This window comes from Acinetobacter sp. AOR43_HL (assembly GCF_027854635.1).
In the GTDB taxonomy this organism is placed as follows: domain Bacteria; phylum Pseudomonadota; class Gammaproteobacteria; order Pseudomonadales; family Moraxellaceae; genus Acinetobacter; species Acinetobacter pittii.
Genome location: NZ_JAKTHX010000033.1, coordinates 1 through 19,369, shown reverse-complemented (window position 1 = coordinate 19,369; position 19,369 = coordinate 1). Strand labels below are relative to the sequence as shown.

Below are 19,369 nucleotides of genomic sequence, written 5' to 3'. Positions count from 1 at the left end.
TTTATAACACTTACAAAAGGATGGACCCTTCATTATGGATCAAAAAACTTTAGAACACTTACCGCCCATCCACCACCATTTGGGTGGACACAATATCCATTGGAATGACAAAAACACTGAACTCACCATCCATTACACAGCATTAGAAAGCTTTACCAACCCACGCGGCACCGTTGAAGGCGGCATGATCTGCGCCATGCTTGACGATGTGATGGGACTTTTTGCATATCTCGCCAATGACCGTAAACCTGCCACCACCATCAACTTAACGATGGATTTTTTAAGACCCTGTGCTGTAGGCGAAGTCATTACAAAATGCCGTTTCATTAAACAAGGCAAAACCGTACTTAATCTCGAAAGTGAAGCTTGGCAAAACAACAAAATGATTGCACGAAGCACAGCTAATTTTCTGGTTTTAGATTAATTGCAAACATTCATTCAATAAGGATATGAATAAATGAATTACACCAATAATAAACGAATTTTGACCCACTCCGCTTTAGTACTTGCCATGCTTGGTTCTTTGGTAGGCTGTGGAAGTGACAGTGATGACACAACTACGCCCTCAACAACGAAACCACCTCAGTTGTCTCCTGCTGTGGGCGTAAAAATGACAGGAAGTTGTTCAGACTTACTCGGATTTCAATACAACAATACCGTCATTAGCTCAGCCACGCTTCAAGAGGCAGGCACATTGACTGTAGCCAACAAACCTATTGGAGCTCATTGTTTAGTCAAAGGTTATATGGACCAACGTGTAAGTCCTGTCGATGGACAAACCTATCAAATTGGTTTTGAAATGCGCTTACCTGTTGATTGGAACGGCCGTTTTCTCTATCAAGGCAATGGCGGAACCGATGGTAATTTAATTCCTGCCACGGGTCAGGTCGGCAGCGGTGGTCCACTTACCAATGCCCTACATGATGGTTTCGCTGTTATTTCTTCCGATGCAGGACATAATGCCTCACAAAATCCAATGTTTGGTTTAGACCCTCAAGCCAGAATAAACTACGGTTATGGTGCGATTACCAAACTCACGCCTATGGCAAAAAATCTAATTAAAACAGCATATGGTAAATTGCCAGACCGCTCCTATGCAGGCGGCACTTCAAATGGCGGACGCCACGCCATGATTGCGGCAACTCGTTTAGGCGACCAATATGATGGAATTTTAGCAAGTACACCCGGTTTTCATTTGCCTCGTGCAGCCGCAGCACAACTCTATACAGCGCAGCAGCTTCGTCGTGTCGCAACAGACGAAAATGATTTAAGTACTGCTCTTACCCTTTCAGAGCGTAAAGTATTAGCAAAAGCGATTTTAGATCGATGCGATACCTTAGACGGTGTTGCAGATGGACTGGTTCAAGATGTTGAGGCTTGCCGTACTGCATTTGATATTCACAAAGATGTACCTGTTTGCTCAAGCACAAGAGATGGTACTTGTTTAAGTACCGAACAAATTGATGTATTAGCCAACATTTACCGTGGCCCTGTAAATTCGGCTGGACAAGCCCTCTATGCAACCCAGCCTTTCGACCCCGGTTTAATCGGCAGTAACTGGGCAAGCTGGAAATTCGAATCTTCGGTTGGAACAGCACGTGACCCTGTTGCAGTCGGTATTCTTTTTCAGGTTCCGCCAGACCCAACTGTAGTTCAAAACTCTAGACAGTTTGCCTTTAACTATAATTTTGATACTGATTATCTAAAACTATCGGCAACTAATGACGTGTACACAGAAAGTTCGATGTCATTCATGATGCCACCCGATGAACTCAATCTGGATAAACTCCGCAATCACGGTGGAAAAATGATTGTGGTACAAGGTACAGCAGACGGCGTTTTCTCTGTAGATGACACCCAAAATTGGTACGATCAACTGCTACAACACTATAAAAATGATGCAAAAGGTACAGCACCTGAATTTGCACGCTTCTTTAGAGTTCCGGGCATGAACCATACCCGTGATGGCATTGCGACCGACCAATTTGACGCATTGACTGCTTTAGTCAACTGGGTGGAATATGGGCAAGCACCTGACAAAATCATTGCGACTGCACGCGGCGCAGGTAACCCAAGTGGTCAAGTGAATACTGAACTTCCACAAGACTGGGCACCAGACCGTACCCGTCCACTCTGTCCTTACCCACTGATTGCTCGTTACAATGGTCAGGGTGATAGTGAAAAAGCTGAAAACTTTAGCTGTAAATAACACCCTATAAGATAAAAAGAGAGCTTACATAAGCTCTCTTTTTTCATTTTATGAAGCGACACTATTCAATCATTATCAAATGATATTTCATCCAATGCCTGCATCGCTGCTAAGATAACACCGAAACCAAAAACTCATTTCGATATGCAAAATCAGACTGTTCCAACTCTCCCCTCAACTCAACTTGGAAAAGCATTGCTTTGTCTCATGACATCGGCATTATTATTTTCCATTATGGGGGTATGCATTCGTTTTGCTTCAGAAACGGTAGACAATGCGACCGTCGTGTTTTTTAGAAATGCAGTGGGTTTATTTATTTTTATTCCTATGCTTTTAAAGCAAGGTCTAGACTTCGTTAAAACCGATAAACTCTGGATGCACACTTGGCGAAGCTTAGTGGGCCTTGCTGCAATGTATGGTTTTTTCTATGCAATTGCGAACTTAAAACTATCAAATGCGATGGTTTTTAGCTACTCATCCCCAATCTTTATTCCACTCATTGCATGGCTTTTCTTAAAAGAAAAAATCACTAAGTCGATGATTTTTGCTGCTGTGATTGGACTCGTTGGGGTTTTATTTGTCGCTAAACCTGACCAAGGTCTATTTAACGCATTGTCTTTTATTGGCTTGGGTGCATGCTTTTTATCAGCAATGGCTTTTGTCACCGTAAGAGCTTTAACCAGTACAGAACCGCCTGAGCGTATCGTTTTTTATTTCTGTATTTTTGGTAGTTTAATTTCCTCTATTCCCATGTTCTGGCATTGGCGCATTTTTACTTGGCATGAACTAGCACTACTCATTACCGCAGGACTTTTAGCAAACATTAGTCAGCTTTTTATGTCTTATGCTTATAGCTTAGCCCCAGCAGGACAAATTGGCCCCATGAATTACATTGCTATTATTTTTGCAGGAATTTGGGGATTTGTTTTTTGGCATGAATTACCGGATCTATTCAGCATTATCGGTATATTTATTATTTTATTTGCCATCTTGCTCTGTAATCCATTTTTGCAGAAAAAGTTACTCTCTCGATTTAAATAGCCGGCATACCTGATTCTAATTTTGATACTGTAATCGATACTCATTAGGTGAAATGCCTGTCCAGTGACGATAGGCTTTTCGAAAGTTAGAAGTGTCTGAAAAGCCAATTCTTTCAGCAATTTCATCTACGGTTAAAGTTGTTTCTCGCAAATATTCATCCGCAAGACGGCGCCGAGTCTCATCTAATAACTCTTGATAAGTCAGACTAAAACTTGCCAAACGCCGATGTAAGGTACGCTTTGACATATGTAACCGTTCAGCCATTTCTTGAGCTGATGGAAAAAGCCCCGTTCCATCCAATAATATTAAACGAATCGTTTTCACCAACTCAGGCTCTTCAAGTTCAGCAGCACCTAGCATCCGTTCACAAAAGGACTTACACATATCAGCGGTAATCGGGTTGGCATTTGGGCAAGGTACATCGAGCCACTTCAAATCAAAGTGCCATTGCATCACCCCAGCATTAAACTGAACTGGGCAATGAAAAACTTTTTCGTACTCTTCTGCATAGTCAGGCGCTGGATAGGGCAACAAAAGCTTCTTGGCTTGAAATGGTCCTTCAAGCACCCGTTCAATTAAGGTTTGCATGGAGCTAAACCAAAACTCGCACACTAAAGGTAGAAGCTTACCCAGTGCAATAATGTCCTGCCCTTCAAAAACGGCAACATCATCTCGAATATAAAATGACTTCTTTAAAATAGGCCCTGCAAGCTTAATGTGTCGGATACCAAGCTCTACCGCTTGTCTAAAATTACGTGAGGAATATAACGCATAGCCATACACTCCAAAATCTGACAATCGCTGCTTTTGCCCTGCGCGCAGGCCAATGAGTGGATCATGTGATAGCTTTTGAATATTTTGAAATAGCTGAATTTTTTGGACTTGGGAAATATATAAAGAGGATTGATTCATCGCATCTGGCGAAATATTTGTGCCAGATAAAACATCGGATATTGAATGGCCTTGCAAACCCATTTCATCAAATAAACTGGTCAAACCCAGCAAATATGTATTGGCACCTAAGGATGTATTATCATAATTTCCTTCGATAATAGCATTTGTATTTTTATAAACATTATTAGGCATTTAATTCACACCATCCCTAGAGTGACGTGCATAATGGCACTAAACTACCTCTTGTTGTCTCAATTTAACATCGACCATACGACGCTTCAAGCATAAAGTATGATAAGCAAAAGTATGGAAGGAATAATAATGGAACAGTCCACCTTAAAAGAATATAGCGGCTCTGCCACTGAACATATGGAACTTATTTTTTCCAAACAACGTGCCAATTTTGAGGCAGATCCTTACCCAAGTCTTGAAGCACGCCGCACAAAACTGCATCAACTTAAAAAACAAATTATCCGTTATCAAGATGCTTTAGCTGCCGCGATTAATTCCGATTTTAGTTCTAGATCACTTGATGAATCTAAGCTATTAGATTTGCTTGGTTCTGTGTTAGAGGCTGATCATGCGATTCATCATTTACGCCGCTGGATGCGTCCAAGTAAACGCCGTACCGAGCTTTTATTTTTATCAAACCGTTTAAGTGTGCAATACCAACCTAAAGGTGTGGTGGGTGTCATTGTACCTTGGAATTTCCCAGTTTATTTAGCACTTGGCCCACTCATTGCCGCATTAGCTGCAGGCAACCGAGTCATGATTAAACTGCCTGAAATTACACCGAATACCAATGCAATGCTTCGACGCATGGTTGCCGAAGTCTTTAATGAAGATGAAGTGGCTGTGTTTGGTGAAGAAATTACAGACCCAGCAAGATTTACCTCGTTGCCATTTAATCATATTGTCTTTACTGGCTCCCCAGCTATTGGCAAAGTCGTCATGCGAGCAGCAGCTGAAAACTTAACACCTGTTACACTCGAATTAGGTGGTAAATCACCTGCAATTGTAAGCCGCAACTACCCGCTTGCCGATGCGGCAAAACGTATTACGCATGGTAAAGCAACAAACAGTGGTCAAATCTGTGTAGCACCTGACTATGCGTTGGTTCCTAAAGAAAGTATTGATGAGTTTGTGGATGCAGCAAAATCCAGCTTTATAAAAATGTTTGGTCAAAACATCACAAACAATGAGAATTACACATCGATTGTAAATGACCGTCATTTAAAACGTATTCAAGATATTTTGACCGATGCACAAGAAAAAGGTGCCCGTATTATTCCTTGCGACACGTATAGCTTCAATCAACAAGGCCGTAGAATGCCTGTACAGATTGTGCTGAATTGCACACCAGATATGCGGATTATGAAAGAAGAACTCTTTGGCCCTATTTTACCTGTGGTGGCTTATGATTCTTTAGATGATGCGATCACTTATGTGAAATCGGATGAACGACCTTTAGCACTTTATTGCTTTACGCATAGTTCAGTAGAACGTGATCGTATTTTGCGTGAAACTCATTCGGGTGGTGTGACTATTAATGACTGGGGATGGCATGTAGTTAACCATGATGCTCCTTTCGGGGGTATCGGCAACTCAGGTATGGGGTCATATCATGGTGAGGAAGGTTTCCGCGAACTTTCACATGCAAAAACTGTATTTATTCGTCATCGGTTTTTCCCGACTCAGCTTTTCCACCCTCCTTATGGAACATTTTTACAAAAGTTAGCGATTCGCTTCTTCTTGAAAAAAGGCGATCCAAATATTAAAGAAGGATGATAAAAAAGCCTCGTAATGAGGCTTTTTGGTTAATTATAGAATTGATTAATGCAATAGAGTTATATCCCAATTACTTATAGACCAATTCAGAATTTTTAGTACCAAAACCTAGTATGAGTAATAGCTATACTGTTCCTATTACAGTAGTCAATAAAATGGTACATAATTAAAAAAAGCTTGGATTACCAAGCTTTTTTAATACTAATAAAATATCTATATTTAAATAAATAATTGTCTACAACTAATCATCAAAGTTTATTTACTATCATTTTTAAAAACAATATAAATCCAATTACCATTCACTTTACCTCGATATGCTCCATCAGCTTTTGCCAAATGTGCTGCTAAAGCAGTAAAGTTCCATGCTTCTTCTTCACTACAATAAACTAATTTTTGTTGTAACTCAGCAATTTCATATTGTTCTCCGTAATTTTTAACAATTAAAGCCACTTCTTGCAGATCCTGTGGAATAGAAGGATGTTCCCATGCCCACATAAATGTTTGGTTTCTCTCATCATAAGTTCCTATCACATTAATTTCAAAAAACTCTTGTCGATCACCAATATTAAATGTTATGCCCCCTATAACAAGATCAATATCCCACTCATCTACAATATTCATACCCCAATCATTTGATGCTTTTAAAGTCTTTAGCTCTAACTCTTTACGACATGCTAGATAAATAGATTGAATATTTAAGCTCTTGACACCATCTTGATATGTATTCGACTGAGTATTACTATCTGTTAAGGTTTCTTTTTTAATTTCTTCTTCAAGGTCAATCGTAGGATTACCCTCATACCATTCAGGTATTCTTGGATTATACTCAACTTTTATTTCTCCATCAAAATGCAAAGTAAAAGTAATACCCCAAATTATTTCTTTTGTTCTTATATAATTCTCTTTCTGAATTTCAATAGCCCTATCACACAAACTACTAGAAATACTATTAAAGGGATCTTCTCCATCTGCATATATATCCCCTGTTTCATCTATATTTCCATCAAAAACAATAAATTGCTCAAACTTAGAAGAGTGAATAAACATGCCAATTTTTGTAACAATTGAATCCCATGGCCTATTTTTAACAAAAATTAAAGATTGCTTTTTAAATAATTCTATATCGGAACTTAATAATTTGTACATTCATTTAATCCCTATTACTGTGAAAATTGATAATTAGTGGATTTTCCATTAATAGTAGCAGTTACTATAAATTTATTAGGTCTACTACTGCCAGTGGGATAACCTACTGCAACTTTCATATTTACATCCTTGCCTAGTTTAACCGCATTTGCTAACTCACTTTCCATAGCTTTCCAACTACCGTTATTTAATGTTTTGGCCATAGGAACTAAATTAATACGATCCCCTGAACCACCAAGAGATGCAGCTATTAAATGCCCTCCTTGATCTCCAGAAATACCACTTTTACCAGCAATACTTTGTTGATAATTATTTCGATCCATTAAAATATTTCTTAAATTGGCAGTAACCTCTTTAACATTCCCGCTATTATCGGTAACGTATGCAGCACCATTAGGTAACAAATAAGCTGAATTTGCTTCAAGCTTCCCATTGGCTTGCTTAGCCCAGCCACCTTTTGCTCCCACATCTATTTGATGAATTTTTTTAACATCCCCCCGATTTGCAAGTTCCTCTATTTTTTTATCATCAAAAAATTGACCGTTTTTAATATTTGGTAAACGCTTCGCAATAGTATTCCTATCTTTAAGGAGATCCTGAACAATCTTGACATCTTTTTTATCAATTCCAGTTGCAAGATCAATTAATGCCCAAGTTCTTTCAAGAGGAGTTGAACCAGCACTAAATGCTGTTTTAAAAGAATTCAACATATCTTGATATTCACCTGTAGCAGTATCTTTTAAAATATCCTTCCAAACATTGGTATCATTTAAGTTCTTGCCAGCTTTTTGTAATTCAGTAGCTTTTTTAAAAATCTTATAGGCAGCTTTACCAGTAGATGAAAGTACTTTACCCCAATTGTTTTCTATAGCAGTTGATGCGGATTGCGAAGCAACAGTTACATCATATCCTGCTGAAGCAGCAACTACACCCGAAATCAATTGGCCAACATTTTTAACTTTATTTAGCTGAGCTTGACTATAATCTCCGTCATTTTCAGGTTCCATATCAAACGATCCAGCAACCATTTCCCCAACTACCGCCCCAATCGCTCCAGCTTCGCATTTTTCTTGTAATGAACTAGCAATACAACCAGCTGCAGCATGAGCTAGTTTATGCAAAATTTGGTCAGAAAGTTCTTTACTACCAAGATCAAGATTTTCACCAATTTCTCCAGCTAAAGAACCTTGTAATGCTACACTCAATCCTGCCACAAGACTTGCACTTAATTTTTCACTTAGACTACCTCCATTAACTGCCGTATCAACACTAGCACTAACAGTAGAATTAACTAAAGCTTGTCCCACTCTACCTGATAAATTTGTAAAGAATTCTCCAGACTTAGTAGTTTCCTGCAAAGCTTTCATCTGATCAATTGATGCAATTTTACTTAAAACTCCTGCTGTAACAACAGATGTTGCTAAACTCTTAATTGAATCTTTACTTCCTAAATCTTTAAGCGTCTTACCAATATCTCCACCATTATTAATTAAACTAACGCCTGCTTGAGTTGCTAAACTTGTAATAGCAGCATTTGCCATAGCACCAAGTGTAGAAACACCTGTAATTGTGGTTACACCTCCAACTGTTGCTGTTGTAACGCCTGCTGAACCAATCATACTTGCGCCCAAACCAACAGTAGTTCCACTTGCTGCTGTTCCGCCAGCAGCACCTGCAGCTGCAGCCGTTCCTGTGCCCATAGTTACAATCGTTATAATAATCACAATAATTGCAGCACCTGCAGCTGTAAGACCTTGCTGTTTATAGTCCCAATCTTTTTGAGTTAATAAAACTTTTTGCCAATCTACATCTTTTCGATTAACAAACTCTTTTAAATATTCATTTCCCGGTTGCTTAGCTAAATCAAGAATCGCATCACGTAGCTCTACCTTATTAGCATCTTTTTCACTAATTGGAACTTGCACACTCAAACCACCAGCAGCTTTAAAGGTAGGTAAAACTGGACCGTTAAAACTTGGTAATTGAGCGGTTTCAGTAATAGAACCTTTATCTTGCATTGACTGCCAAGCTAATGAGCTTTTTTCTTTTTTTAAGAGCTCTGTAATAGATGTCTTTGCTGCTATTAACTCAAGTGTTCCTCCAGTTTCAATCGTTGCATTTTTTAAATAATCAAACTCTGTTCCCACAAGTTTCGTCTTATCAACCGCTTGCGTATTAATATAATCTGCTTTTAAATTTGCAGGTAATTCACTAATCTGAGTTCGTGTTGTATTAGTAGTAGTTTTTGATGAACCTAAAAGTGAGATAAGTTTAGAATATGAGGTTTTCTTTGTAACATCTACTGTACTGCTAGAAGATTCTTCCACAGTGTAAAAGTTAAGATTTCCTCCAGATTTAATCGAAATTATTCCACCCTCAGCAGTAAAACGCCCAGAATAAATATCAATATTATTATCTGGAGTTTTAGCATTCACTGACGTATCTAGTTTCTTCGTTTCAATAGAAATATTCTTTCCAGAAATATCGACTGAAGCTGCATTTGTGTCATTATTTTCAGAAACAGTCGTAATATACTTTTTCTTTAAACCACACCATGATTTTTTCTTTTCAGTCGTAGTGGTCAGGTCATAGCTTTGCTCAATAGCTGCATCAAATAAAATACTTTTATTTGATTCTATTTTTACGTCACCATTTTTTGAGGTAATACCAGTAGCTTGTAAAACCAAATTATCATCTTTGGTTTTACCTACAGTTCTTATATTAACGCCTTTATCACCATTAATAATGGTAGGGCTGACTAATGTTCTGAAACTATAATTCCCTTCACCTTCTGTACCATTCTCATAAAAATCAGTATGGCCATCAATAATAACACTTGCATTTAAGGATTTTGGAGGCTGATTAGCTCCACTGTTAATTGTCGATTTATACTGTTCAGCTAAAGCACCACTCGCCTCAATAGACACTGAACCTTTTTGAGCATCAATTATAGAGCCACTAATACTTCCTCCTTTAGATGAAATAATATTAATATTTCCTGTTTTACTCGTAAAGCTTGATCCTCGGTGCTCATTTCCCGTAAATTTTTTGTTATAAAAATTAATCGACTGGTCCAGTTCACTGATTTTATCAGTGTACTTTTCATATGCATCAATGAAGAAAACCTTTTTACCTCTTCGACCTGCACCGGCCTCAATATCTATTTTTACTAAATATCTTTTCTCTAAGGCATCACGTAAAGCATACATCTTCTCTACATCAACTTTATCCTCATATTTCAATCCTCTACCTTTATCCAATTCATTAATTAAAAATAAATAATCTGGATCTTTTCGCATTTTTTCATGTTGAATTTCCAGATCAATTTTTTCTGACGTTACTGCTGCCAACCTTTCAAATGAAGTAATTTTCGTAGAGTCTAAAATAGTATTTTTTACCCCATCAACTAGCACATCATCTTTACTTGAAACGATCTTAATATCTTTTTGTGCTGTTAACTGTGAACCTTGAATATCAACTTTAGCACCTTCTAAATTGATACCGCCATTTGCTGTATCCAACTTAACAACTTGTTCTGATCCATTACCGGTTGTTCCACCATAGCCTTTTAAAGTCAAAGTGCCGGTTTTAGAGACGAGTTCAATATCACCTACTGCTTTTAAACTATAAATTTTTGGATCAATCGTTAAGTTAGAATTGGTTTGAATTGTTAGGTCACCATTTAAACTATTTAACTTTGTATCATTCTTGAGTAAATCACTTCCGACCGCATTCAAGTTCAATCCAGTCTGGCCTAAAATAAAACCACCCGCCTCTAATAAAACAGCCCCACCGGTTAAATTTGTATTTTGTAATACTTGGTTTCCTGTAGCCGTTACAGAGGTCACGCCCTTAGACGTTAAGTTTGTTACTTTATCCGCAATCCATTTGGTCGCTGGCGTATACTCAGCATTGCTATAAACCGTACGGCCAGAGCTTACCGCCAGATGCTGGTCTGATGTAGCATTCACGCCCTGTAAAGTCAGTAAATCTTTTGCATAGAGTTCGGTATTACCTTTTGACGTTAATACGCTGTCAATAATCGTACTCATGCCTGCTCTACTATTGATCGCAAGTTTACCAACCGTAGAGCTTAGATCCGTATTTTGGATTTTAATATCGGATTTGCTATTTTCTATCGAAACGGTTTGTCCCTTTAGAACATTATTTACCGTTTTAAATCGGCCCGTATCCCCAGTAACAACTACATCATTATTAGCTTTTAAATTTATTCCATTATTACTTGAAACTAATATATCGCCCTGACCCGCATTAACTTGTACTGATTGCAAGTTAACGGTGCCATCACCAATCGAGCCAAGCGTTACGCCTTTTAAACCACTAATAACGGACTGATCAGTTGTTAGCTCATCTTTATCAGCTGAAGGCATCGCCTTGCTTGTCTGGGTCGAGTTTAAATTTATATTTTTATTCGCGAGTATAGAAATCTTTCCAGCCGAAGATGTGGCCTTTAAGCTATTTGCAGTAACTCCACCAGCAAGTGCGGTTAGATTAATATCGCCTTGAGCCTTGAGTGCCTGACTTAAAACAAGATCAGCAATTTCAGAACTCACATCAATATTCTTTTGTGAGGTCAGTGCACTATTGAGTGCTATTTGATTGGCATGGAGTTGAATGCTGTCTTTATTCGAGATTTCTTTTGCCGTAACGGTTAAATTATTGGCTGCATCCAGCTGAACCATACCTGTAATAAGTGGAAGTGCCTTGTCAGCATTGTTCCAGACCAGATTACGTCCACTGTAGGCTTTAATGTTTTTGACGCGTGTTGCAGCATTTTCAAGTGAAAATCCAAGATTCTTTAGGTTTAGATCTCCTGAACTATACAGGTTGAGATCTTTACCCGCATAAATCGTTCCACCTTGGAGATCAATGATATTTTGGGTATTAGCCGAATTTGCTTGTAAGTTGATTGAACCTAATGATGCCTGTATATGGTTCTCCGTAAGTGATAACTTACCATTACTTAAAACATTTAAATCTTTGGCTGCAATCAGTTTTGCGCCTTTTGCTGCAACCAAGTCTTTTTGTACTTGTATGGTTGCTGTACCACGGTTACTTTTGAGTTCTGATCCAGCGGCAAGATTGATATTAGCAGCATCAATATAGACATCCCCACCTTGTGAGTCATCCATAATGCGGGTATCTGCCGCTAGATTGATATTACCTTTGGCATTAACGATTAAAGGTGAGGAAGCCACGCTACCAACATTAATAAGAATTTCTTTAGCATTCACATTCAGGTTATTACCTGAATCGATATTTAGCATGCTATTACTGTTAATACTGCCTGATGAGTTGATATCGGCAGCTGCACCCGTACCCGTTGTCTGTACACTGACTAGACCTTGGGTTTTACTGGTTGAACTGATTGTGCCGCTGTGTTCAATTTTTCCGGCACTGGTAATCACCAGATTGTTTACTGCCTGAATAGTCCCCGCGTTAGTCACGCCCAAACCTTTTTCAGTTCCCATTAAGTAGATATTATTGGCGTACATCCCACCCAGCGCTTTAACATCTACCGCCAATGTCGGTGCGGTTCCAGTACCAGTTTTAGCAGTAACATCCTGCAAATCTGCACTGACATTATTTGCCCCGGCAATCACCTGAATATCATTTTTGGCACGAAGTTCCGCACTGAGTTCTAATGCACGCGCATAGAGGTCCACATAATTTGCATCGTTATTATTTCCACCCAAGCCAAATTTAGAATTAGGGTTTGCTGAAACCGTAATTTTTCCCTGGTCAACCGTAAACTGCTTGATACTGCCATCAGCATTTAACTGAGGTTTACCCGTAGTAAAAATTGCCTTGTGGGCATTAATAAAGCCACCACCTTTAATACTAATACCAGACGGGTTGGCAATAATCACATCAGCCATTTGTCCTGCAACTTCCAAGTTCCCTTCAAAGCGTGAAGCGGCTGATGAATTTACTTCATTTAAAATAACTCGCGCTTCGCCTGTGGCTAAAAATGGATTGGCTGCAACGTTTCCTACTGTTTTTGTCGTAGCCCCTTGGCGACTGTTATTTAGGACGGCACCTTCAGCTAGTACATCAAACTGTTTATAAATATTATGGGATATCCCATTTTTGGGAGTTTGAATATTAACGACAGGAACAACTGTACCAGCCGAATTCTTACCAGCACCGATGACTGCTCTATTCGCAGCATTTGCAGCACTGTCCGCTACAATACCCGCATAGACAGGTGCTAAAGGCATCCACAGGCTAATACTGGCAACCAATGCTTTCACTTGCCAGAGTTGATGAAATGCCTGAGATTCAGTGTTATCAATATTGTTCTGGGTACTTGCTTCACTTTGACCAGAAGTCTTGGTTTGGCTTCGTACATTTTCAGCCACGGCCACAAACATTTGACGTGCTTTGCTATAAATAATGCGATAACTATTCTTGTTCATGAATAAAGTCTTTTCTAAAGTAAATTAATAAGAAAGATTGATACTAAAACCGGTAACCCAGTCTTTTTTTATGCTGTCAGGTGCAATCAGCCCCCGACCTGTAAAGGCATCCAGATAAAAACTATTTTGATAAGTGCGTAGCCCTAAAACACTTCCGAGTAAATAACGCTGACCCGGTATGCTATTGCGCCCATTTACCCAGCCCTGATCAACTGCCATATAAAACTGAGTATTAGGGAGTGATGCATTCAAGCTGATTTCTTGCTGTAGATACTGGCCGTTATCTCCGGAAAGCATGAGCTCACCATCAAAACCACGCACGCTATAGCGACCACCAATATAAAAGCGGTCATTCGGTACTAAAATTTTCGGTGCATATTGTCCACGCCAGTTAAGGCGATATTGAGCTGGTTTTTCAAGCAAAAGAAATGGTGTGGTATAACGCAGATCTGCACTTAAAAGTGGAGCACGGGAGTAACCTTCAACAGGAAGATGGTTTCCATAAACATCGGTAATGTTTTCTTCTGGTGCAGTTCGGGCACCTACTCCCATCCCACGACGGTAATCGATGCTGCCGTCTAATACTGCATTTCCTAAATATTGACGGTGCTGAAACCCTAAATTCCAGCCTGAGGTTCTTCGGTGTAAGACATTAATTTCAATATCATCAATAAAACTTTGGCTTTCCTTATGATAAATCTTTCCATAGACACTGGTTTTATGTTGTCCACTACGGCTAATGACACGAGATAAATTTAGGTTGGCTTGCTGACTGTTGCCATGGTAAAGCAGTGGACCATTCCCACCTAAGACTGTTTGCTTATATTGATAGTCATTATAACTAAGACCTAAATCATAATAACCAACGGGTAACTGATAACTAATAAAATAACTTCGGTTTAAGTCTTCATTAAAGTCATCTAAAGAGTGACTCATGTTTAACGATAAAATATCATTTAAATGAAATGGATTATTGACGCCTATCCCGATATTTCCCATATAGGTACCAGTGTCCTGATTACCCGAGTCATCTACACTTAAATTGAAATTAAATTTTTGTAGTGGTTGAAGTTTGAGTATTAAATCGCTATAGCCCGTTAATTCTTTATCTTGAGCAGTTGCGGGAGTAATTTGCATATCTACCGCATAGACACGTTTTAGGTTTTCCAGCCCCTGATCGAGCCTTTTTAGGTTCACAATGTCGCCTGCTTTAAATGGCAACCCTGTCTTAAGCTGTAATGATGAAATTTTCCCTTCTTGTATAATAATCTTATTCAAGCGTCCGATTTGTATACTCAGGTTTAGATTCCCCTGATTTAAGTCTTGCGGACTCACGACAATTTGACTGGTAATAAACCCCTTTTTTAGAAGTTCATTTTGGGCATAATTCACAATGTTATGTAAGCTTTGGGTGCCAATACATTTGCCCAAAATATTCTGTGGGTGTTTTTTTATAGCTTTAACCACAAAGTTAAATTGCTGTAGTTCAGACTCAGACTGACCATTTAAAGGAATAAGACTAATTTTTTTAACCACTACGCATGGGCTTTCTTCAACAACCAGATGCTTAAAATCCTGTAATGGCTTGGTGTTTTGGTAAGGAGTTTGCTGAGAAATCTGGTCTTGTAATTGCTGGTTAAGCTCTTTTAAACGCTGATCTTGAAGCACCTGACTCGGTAAAGAAACATCTTCAATGGCATAAACATATTGGTGAAAACCCGCAAAAAGAATAATGGAAGAGGTTATAAAATTTCTAGTTAACATTTTATAGACAGAATTGTACGTATAGTCACACTATTTTACACAACAACAATATATATCTCAATATTTTATAAAAACAAAAAAGCTAGACACACGCCTAGCTTTAAAAACATTTCATCTTCTAGCTTAAATATAATCAACCTTTTGAGCTTTCAAAATATCAAGTTGCATCATTTTTTTCTTTTTATATTTATAAGCAATAAATAAACCAATAAACCAGATTGGTGAACACTCAAGTGCAATTAAAGTATCATGGTCTAAAGCCAAAATTACGATAGTAAACACTAAAAATAACATGGTCAGCCATGCCATAAATAAACCACCTGGCATTTTATATTGAGATTGAATGTGTAGTTCAGGGCTTTTCTTACGATAATAAATATATGAAAGCACAATCAACATGAATGTAAAAATACATAAAATTGAAGTAAGCGCTGAGATAATCGTAAATGCTGTCATGACATTTGGAACAATAAATAAAATAGATGTTCCAACCGTTACGCACGCCATTGAAAATACAAGTCCGCGAATTGGAACTTTTCTTTTTGACAGCTTACTAAAGCTTTTAGGTGCATCGTTGTCTAAAGCCAAACCGTATAACATACGGCTGGTCGCAAAGATTCCACTGTTTGCAGAAGATAAAGCTGAAGTCGCAACAACAAAGTTGATTAAACCTGCCGCAATTGGTAACCCGACCAAAGTAAACATTTCCACAAATGGGCTCTTTTCTGGTGAAACTTTTGCCCAAGATGTGACTGCAATAATACAAACCAACGCGCCCACATAGAATAATAAAATACGTAAAGGAATAGAGTTAATCGCTTTTGGAAGTGATTTATGCGGATCTTTAGTTTCAGCAGCAGTCGTACCAACCAGCTCAATACCCACAAATGCAAATATGGCAATTTGAAAACCTGCCAAGAAACCTGTTACACCATAAGGAAACATTGATTCTGTTTCAAACAAATGGCTCATTGAAGCCTTAACCCCATTTGGAGAAGTAAACCCGGTCCCAATTAAATAAATACCAGCCAGAATAAATAGAATAATTGCAGTAATTTTGATAAGTGAGAACCAGAACTCAAGCTCACCGAACAATCGAACGGCCACAAAGTTGAGTATGGTTAAGATGGCCAATGATGTAAATGCCGGAATCCAGACAGGTAAATCGGGATACCAAAACTGCATGTACCCTCCGATCACGATTACATCGGCAATAGCTGTAATAATCCAGTTACACCAGTAGGACCAACCAAGGAAAAACCCCGCCCACGGACCTAGAAAAGCCGTTGCAAAATCGGCGAATGTTTTAAAATTAGTGTTCGCAAGCAACAATTCACCCATTGCCCGCATCACGAAGAAAAAGAAGAAACCAATAATTAAATAGGTTAAAACAATTGAAGTACCCGAAACACTTAATGTTTTCCCAGAACCCATAAATAATCCAGTACCAATTGCACCACCGATTGCGATCATTTGAATATGACGATTTGTCAATGAGCGCTGCAATTTCTCTTCTTCTTGATCAGTCATATGTTGACTACCAAGAAGATCTCCTTCCAGGAACTGCTTTCCTTTATTCTTACTCATGTAATATTTACTCCAATTTATAGCAACCGTCGTAAATGCTTTAATAATAAACAAATTATATGATTATTAATTTAGTCCATTAAACCATTCTAAAATATTATTAAATCACTTAAGACCTTATAAATTCCTTTTTAAAAGTCATCACCTATAACAATAAAAATTATTCATCATTCCTTTCCTTCATTATTATATTAGCCTGATTTCCAAAATATAATTTCGATAAACATCTAAAATATATAAACTAATTAAATATTTTATTGATTTAACTTTTATAAAGAAAAACAGACTAATTAATCTCAGCTCAGCGAGCAAGATTGTATTTATCCATATACCCATCTTGCGCTAGCGATAATATAGTATTCCTTCTTAAATTTGGTGAAATGTATAGTAATTTCCGCTTAATTAACAGCCATTCGCAAATGTTTAACCTCTTTGAGTTTATTGACCACTTCTGGACTCGAAACCTGTTTAACATGGACACTTAGCACACGAACTAAAGAGCCATTTTCAACATTCAATTGTTTTGCTTGTTCTTTCGTTAACTGCAATATGTTTTGGTGCGGTTTGCTATACACAAGAATGGCGCGATAATTTTCATAGTCATCATTAGCCACAATGTAAGCTTCATCCCCTACAGCGATATTTTCAGGTTGTTCAATTTGGACCGTTACAGACTGACTTTCTTTAATTGCCCGTAAATTTTCGATATCTGCTTGCAGCGTTGCGCCACCATCAAAAATATCGACATAGCCTTTATAGCGTAGCCCCTCTTCAAGCAAGAGATTATAGGCTGGACGAGTATTCGGGTGCACAATGCCAATCGCGGCTTTAGCATCATCAGGTAGCATATCGACATAGAGTGGATGTCTTGGCATCAGCTCAGCAATAAAAGCCTTTTGCCCGACTCCACTTAAATAATCGGCCTTGGTAAATTCGATATTAAAAAACTTATGACCTACGGCATTCCAAAATGGTGACTGCCCATTGGCGTCAGAATATCCACGCATTTCGGCAACAATCGTTTCTTCAAAATATTGACGAAATGCTGAAAGAAATAAGAAACGGACTTTAGATAAAAATTTGCCATTTTTATTTAAGCGATAGTCAGGGTCTAAAAATAAAGTACAAAGCTCACTACAGTTGGTATGGTCGTTACTCAAATACAAAGTAGGTAAAGCGTTATAAACACTTAACGGTTCAGATGCATGCACTTGTGTCCCAACATGGAAGTTATACCAAGGCTCTTTTAAACCAAGGGCGACTTCAATACCACACACTCCGACAACTTTGTTGAGTTCAGTATCTTCTAAAACAAATAAGTAAACCTGATCTGCCTTTGGGAGTTCACCTGCTACTGTTTTACAGGCCCGTTCAATACGTGCAGCCAACTTTTCCATATTTGGCTGCAAAGATGTCAAACCAAAACCCGCTTTTTGAGCCAAAAGGTAAAGATCATTAACATCCCTAGGTTCAATGTAGCGAATAATCATCATGCTGCTTGTACATCCTTTTGAATTTCCACAAAGCGAGCAAGCGCACGTTCAAAGCGTTTTAGGCCTTCATCAATATCAGCAAATGGAATGATTAAAGACGGTGTAAAACGTACAACATTTGGACCTGCAATAAGACTCAGCAAACCTTCTTCGCCCGCAAGGTTATTGATGTCTTTTGCTTTACCAGCGAATTCATCTTTTAAGGCACAACCAATCAATAAGCCTTCACCGCGAATCGTTTTAAAGACTTCATATTTTTCATTTAATTTATTTAAAGCGTTTTTATAGTAGTCATGACGCTCTTTAACGCCATTCAGTACTTCAGGCGTATTAATAAACTCAAAGACTGCACCAGCAACCGCACTTGCTAACGGGTTCCCACCATAAGTCGTACCATGTGTACCGACAGAAAAATGTGGAGCAAACTTATCGGTTGTTAACATTGCGCCGACTGGGAAACCACCACCTAGTGCTTTTGCAGTGGTTAATACATCTGGAATAACGCCAGAGTTCATGTAGGCATATAGTGCACCTGTACGGCCAACACCAGTTTGCACTTCATCAAAAATAAGTAAGGCACCGAACTCATCACACAGTGCTCTTAAGCCTTTTAAAAATTCGATGTCAGCAGGAATAACACCGCCTTCACCTTGGATCGGCTCAACAATAACTGCACAAGTTTGCTCATTAATGACCGCTTTTGCAGCTTCTAAATCATTAAAGGCAACATGATTAATACCGTTCGGAAGTGGTGCAAAGTCTTGTGAATATTTAGGTTGACCACCCGCCGAAACGGTAAATAAGGTACGGCCATGGAAAGCATTGTTAAATGCCACAATGCCACTTTTACCAGCAACACCGCTGTCTAGTCCAACTTTACGAGCTAGTTTTAATGCTGCTTCGTTCGCTTCTGCACCTGAGTTACAGAAGAAAACCTTGTCTGCAAATGTATTTTCAGTGAGTTGTTTTGCAAGGCGTAGAACGGGTTCATTTGTATAACCGTTACC

At 38.5% G+C, this 19,369-nt stretch carries 11 protein-coding genes; 4 read left to right on the top strand and 7 right to left on the bottom strand.

Annotated elements, in window-relative coordinates:
• The first annotated feature begins 34 nt into the window (after positions 1–34).
• From MKL33_RS17025 to MKL33_RS17015, 3 genes are all read left to right on the top strand, one after another.
• A complete protein-coding gene (locus MKL33_RS17025; RefSeq protein ID WP_000372406.1) occupies positions 35–424 on the top strand; it encodes a PaaI family thioesterase in 390 nt (129 codons plus the stop codon).
• A gap of 33 nt (positions 425–457) precedes the next feature.
• Positions 458–2,209, top strand: a complete 1,752-nt coding sequence (locus MKL33_RS17020) for a tannase/feruloyl esterase family alpha/beta hydrolase (RefSeq protein ID WP_270907397.1) — start codon at positions 458–460, stop codon at positions 2,207–2,209.
• A gap of 144 nt (positions 2,210–2,353) precedes the next feature.
• Positions 2,354–3,250 carry a DMT family transporter gene (locus MKL33_RS17015; protein ID WP_270907396.1) on the top strand — a complete coding sequence of 299 codons (897 nt, stop codon included), beginning with the start codon at positions 2,354–2,356 and terminating at the stop codon, positions 3,248–3,250.
• 15 nt (positions 3,251–3,265) lie between these two features.
• Here the strand turns inward: MKL33_RS17015 and MKL33_RS17010 are convergent, their stop codons facing one another.
• Complete coding sequence (locus tag MKL33_RS17010) at positions 3,266–4,336, bottom strand: AraC family transcriptional regulator (RefSeq protein ID WP_270907395.1); 1,071 nt, start codon at positions 4,334–4,336, stop codon at positions 3,266–3,268.
• Between the two features lie 129 nt (positions 4,337–4,465).
• On the opposite strand from MKL33_RS17010, the gene MKL33_RS17005 reads away from it, so the two are divergent.
• The gene (locus MKL33_RS17005; protein WP_270907394.1) at positions 4,466–5,932 is read left to right on the top strand and encodes a coniferyl aldehyde dehydrogenase; all 1,467 of its coding nucleotides are present in this window, start codon (positions 4,466–4,468) and stop codon (positions 5,930–5,932) included.
• Between the two features lie 255 nt (positions 5,933–6,187).
• On the opposite strand, the gene MKL33_RS17000 is transcribed toward MKL33_RS17005, so the two are convergent.
• The 6 genes from MKL33_RS17000 to MKL33_RS16975 all read right to left on the bottom strand — a co-directional run.
• The gene (locus MKL33_RS17000) at positions 6,188–7,078 is read right to left on the bottom strand and encodes a DUF6882 domain-containing protein (RefSeq protein ID WP_086260801.1); all 891 of its coding nucleotides are present in this window, start codon (positions 7,076–7,078) and stop codon (positions 6,188–6,190) included.
• Positions 7,079–7,092: 14 nt separating this feature from the next.
• Positions 7,093–13,518 (bottom strand): two-partner secretion domain-containing protein, encoded by a 6,426-nt coding sequence (locus MKL33_RS16995; RefSeq protein ID WP_270907393.1) that lies wholly within the window; start codon positions 13,516–13,518, stop codon positions 7,093–7,095.
• 24 nt (positions 13,519–13,542) lie between these two features.
• Positions 13,543–15,282 (bottom strand): ShlB/FhaC/HecB family hemolysin secretion/activation protein, encoded by a 1,740-nt coding sequence (locus MKL33_RS16990; protein WP_069036830.1) that lies wholly within the window; start codon positions 15,280–15,282, stop codon positions 13,543–13,545.
• Between the two features lie 123 nt (positions 15,283–15,405).
• Complete coding sequence (locus MKL33_RS16985) at positions 15,406–16,869, bottom strand: amino acid permease (protein ID WP_270907392.1); 1,464 nt, start codon at positions 16,867–16,869, stop codon at positions 15,406–15,408.
• 398 nt (positions 16,870–17,267) lie between these two features.
• Positions 17,268–18,362: an arginine N-succinyltransferase gene (astA, locus tag MKL33_RS16980; protein ID WP_270907391.1), complete on the bottom strand. Its 1,095-nt coding sequence runs from the start codon at positions 18,360–18,362 to the stop codon at positions 17,268–17,270.
• On the bottom strand, positions 18,359–19,369 hold a 1,011-nt coding region (locus tag MKL33_RS16975; protein ID WP_270907390.1), incomplete at its 5' end, for an acetylornithine/succinyldiaminopimelate transaminase. The genes astA and MKL33_RS16975, both read right to left, overlap by 4 nt.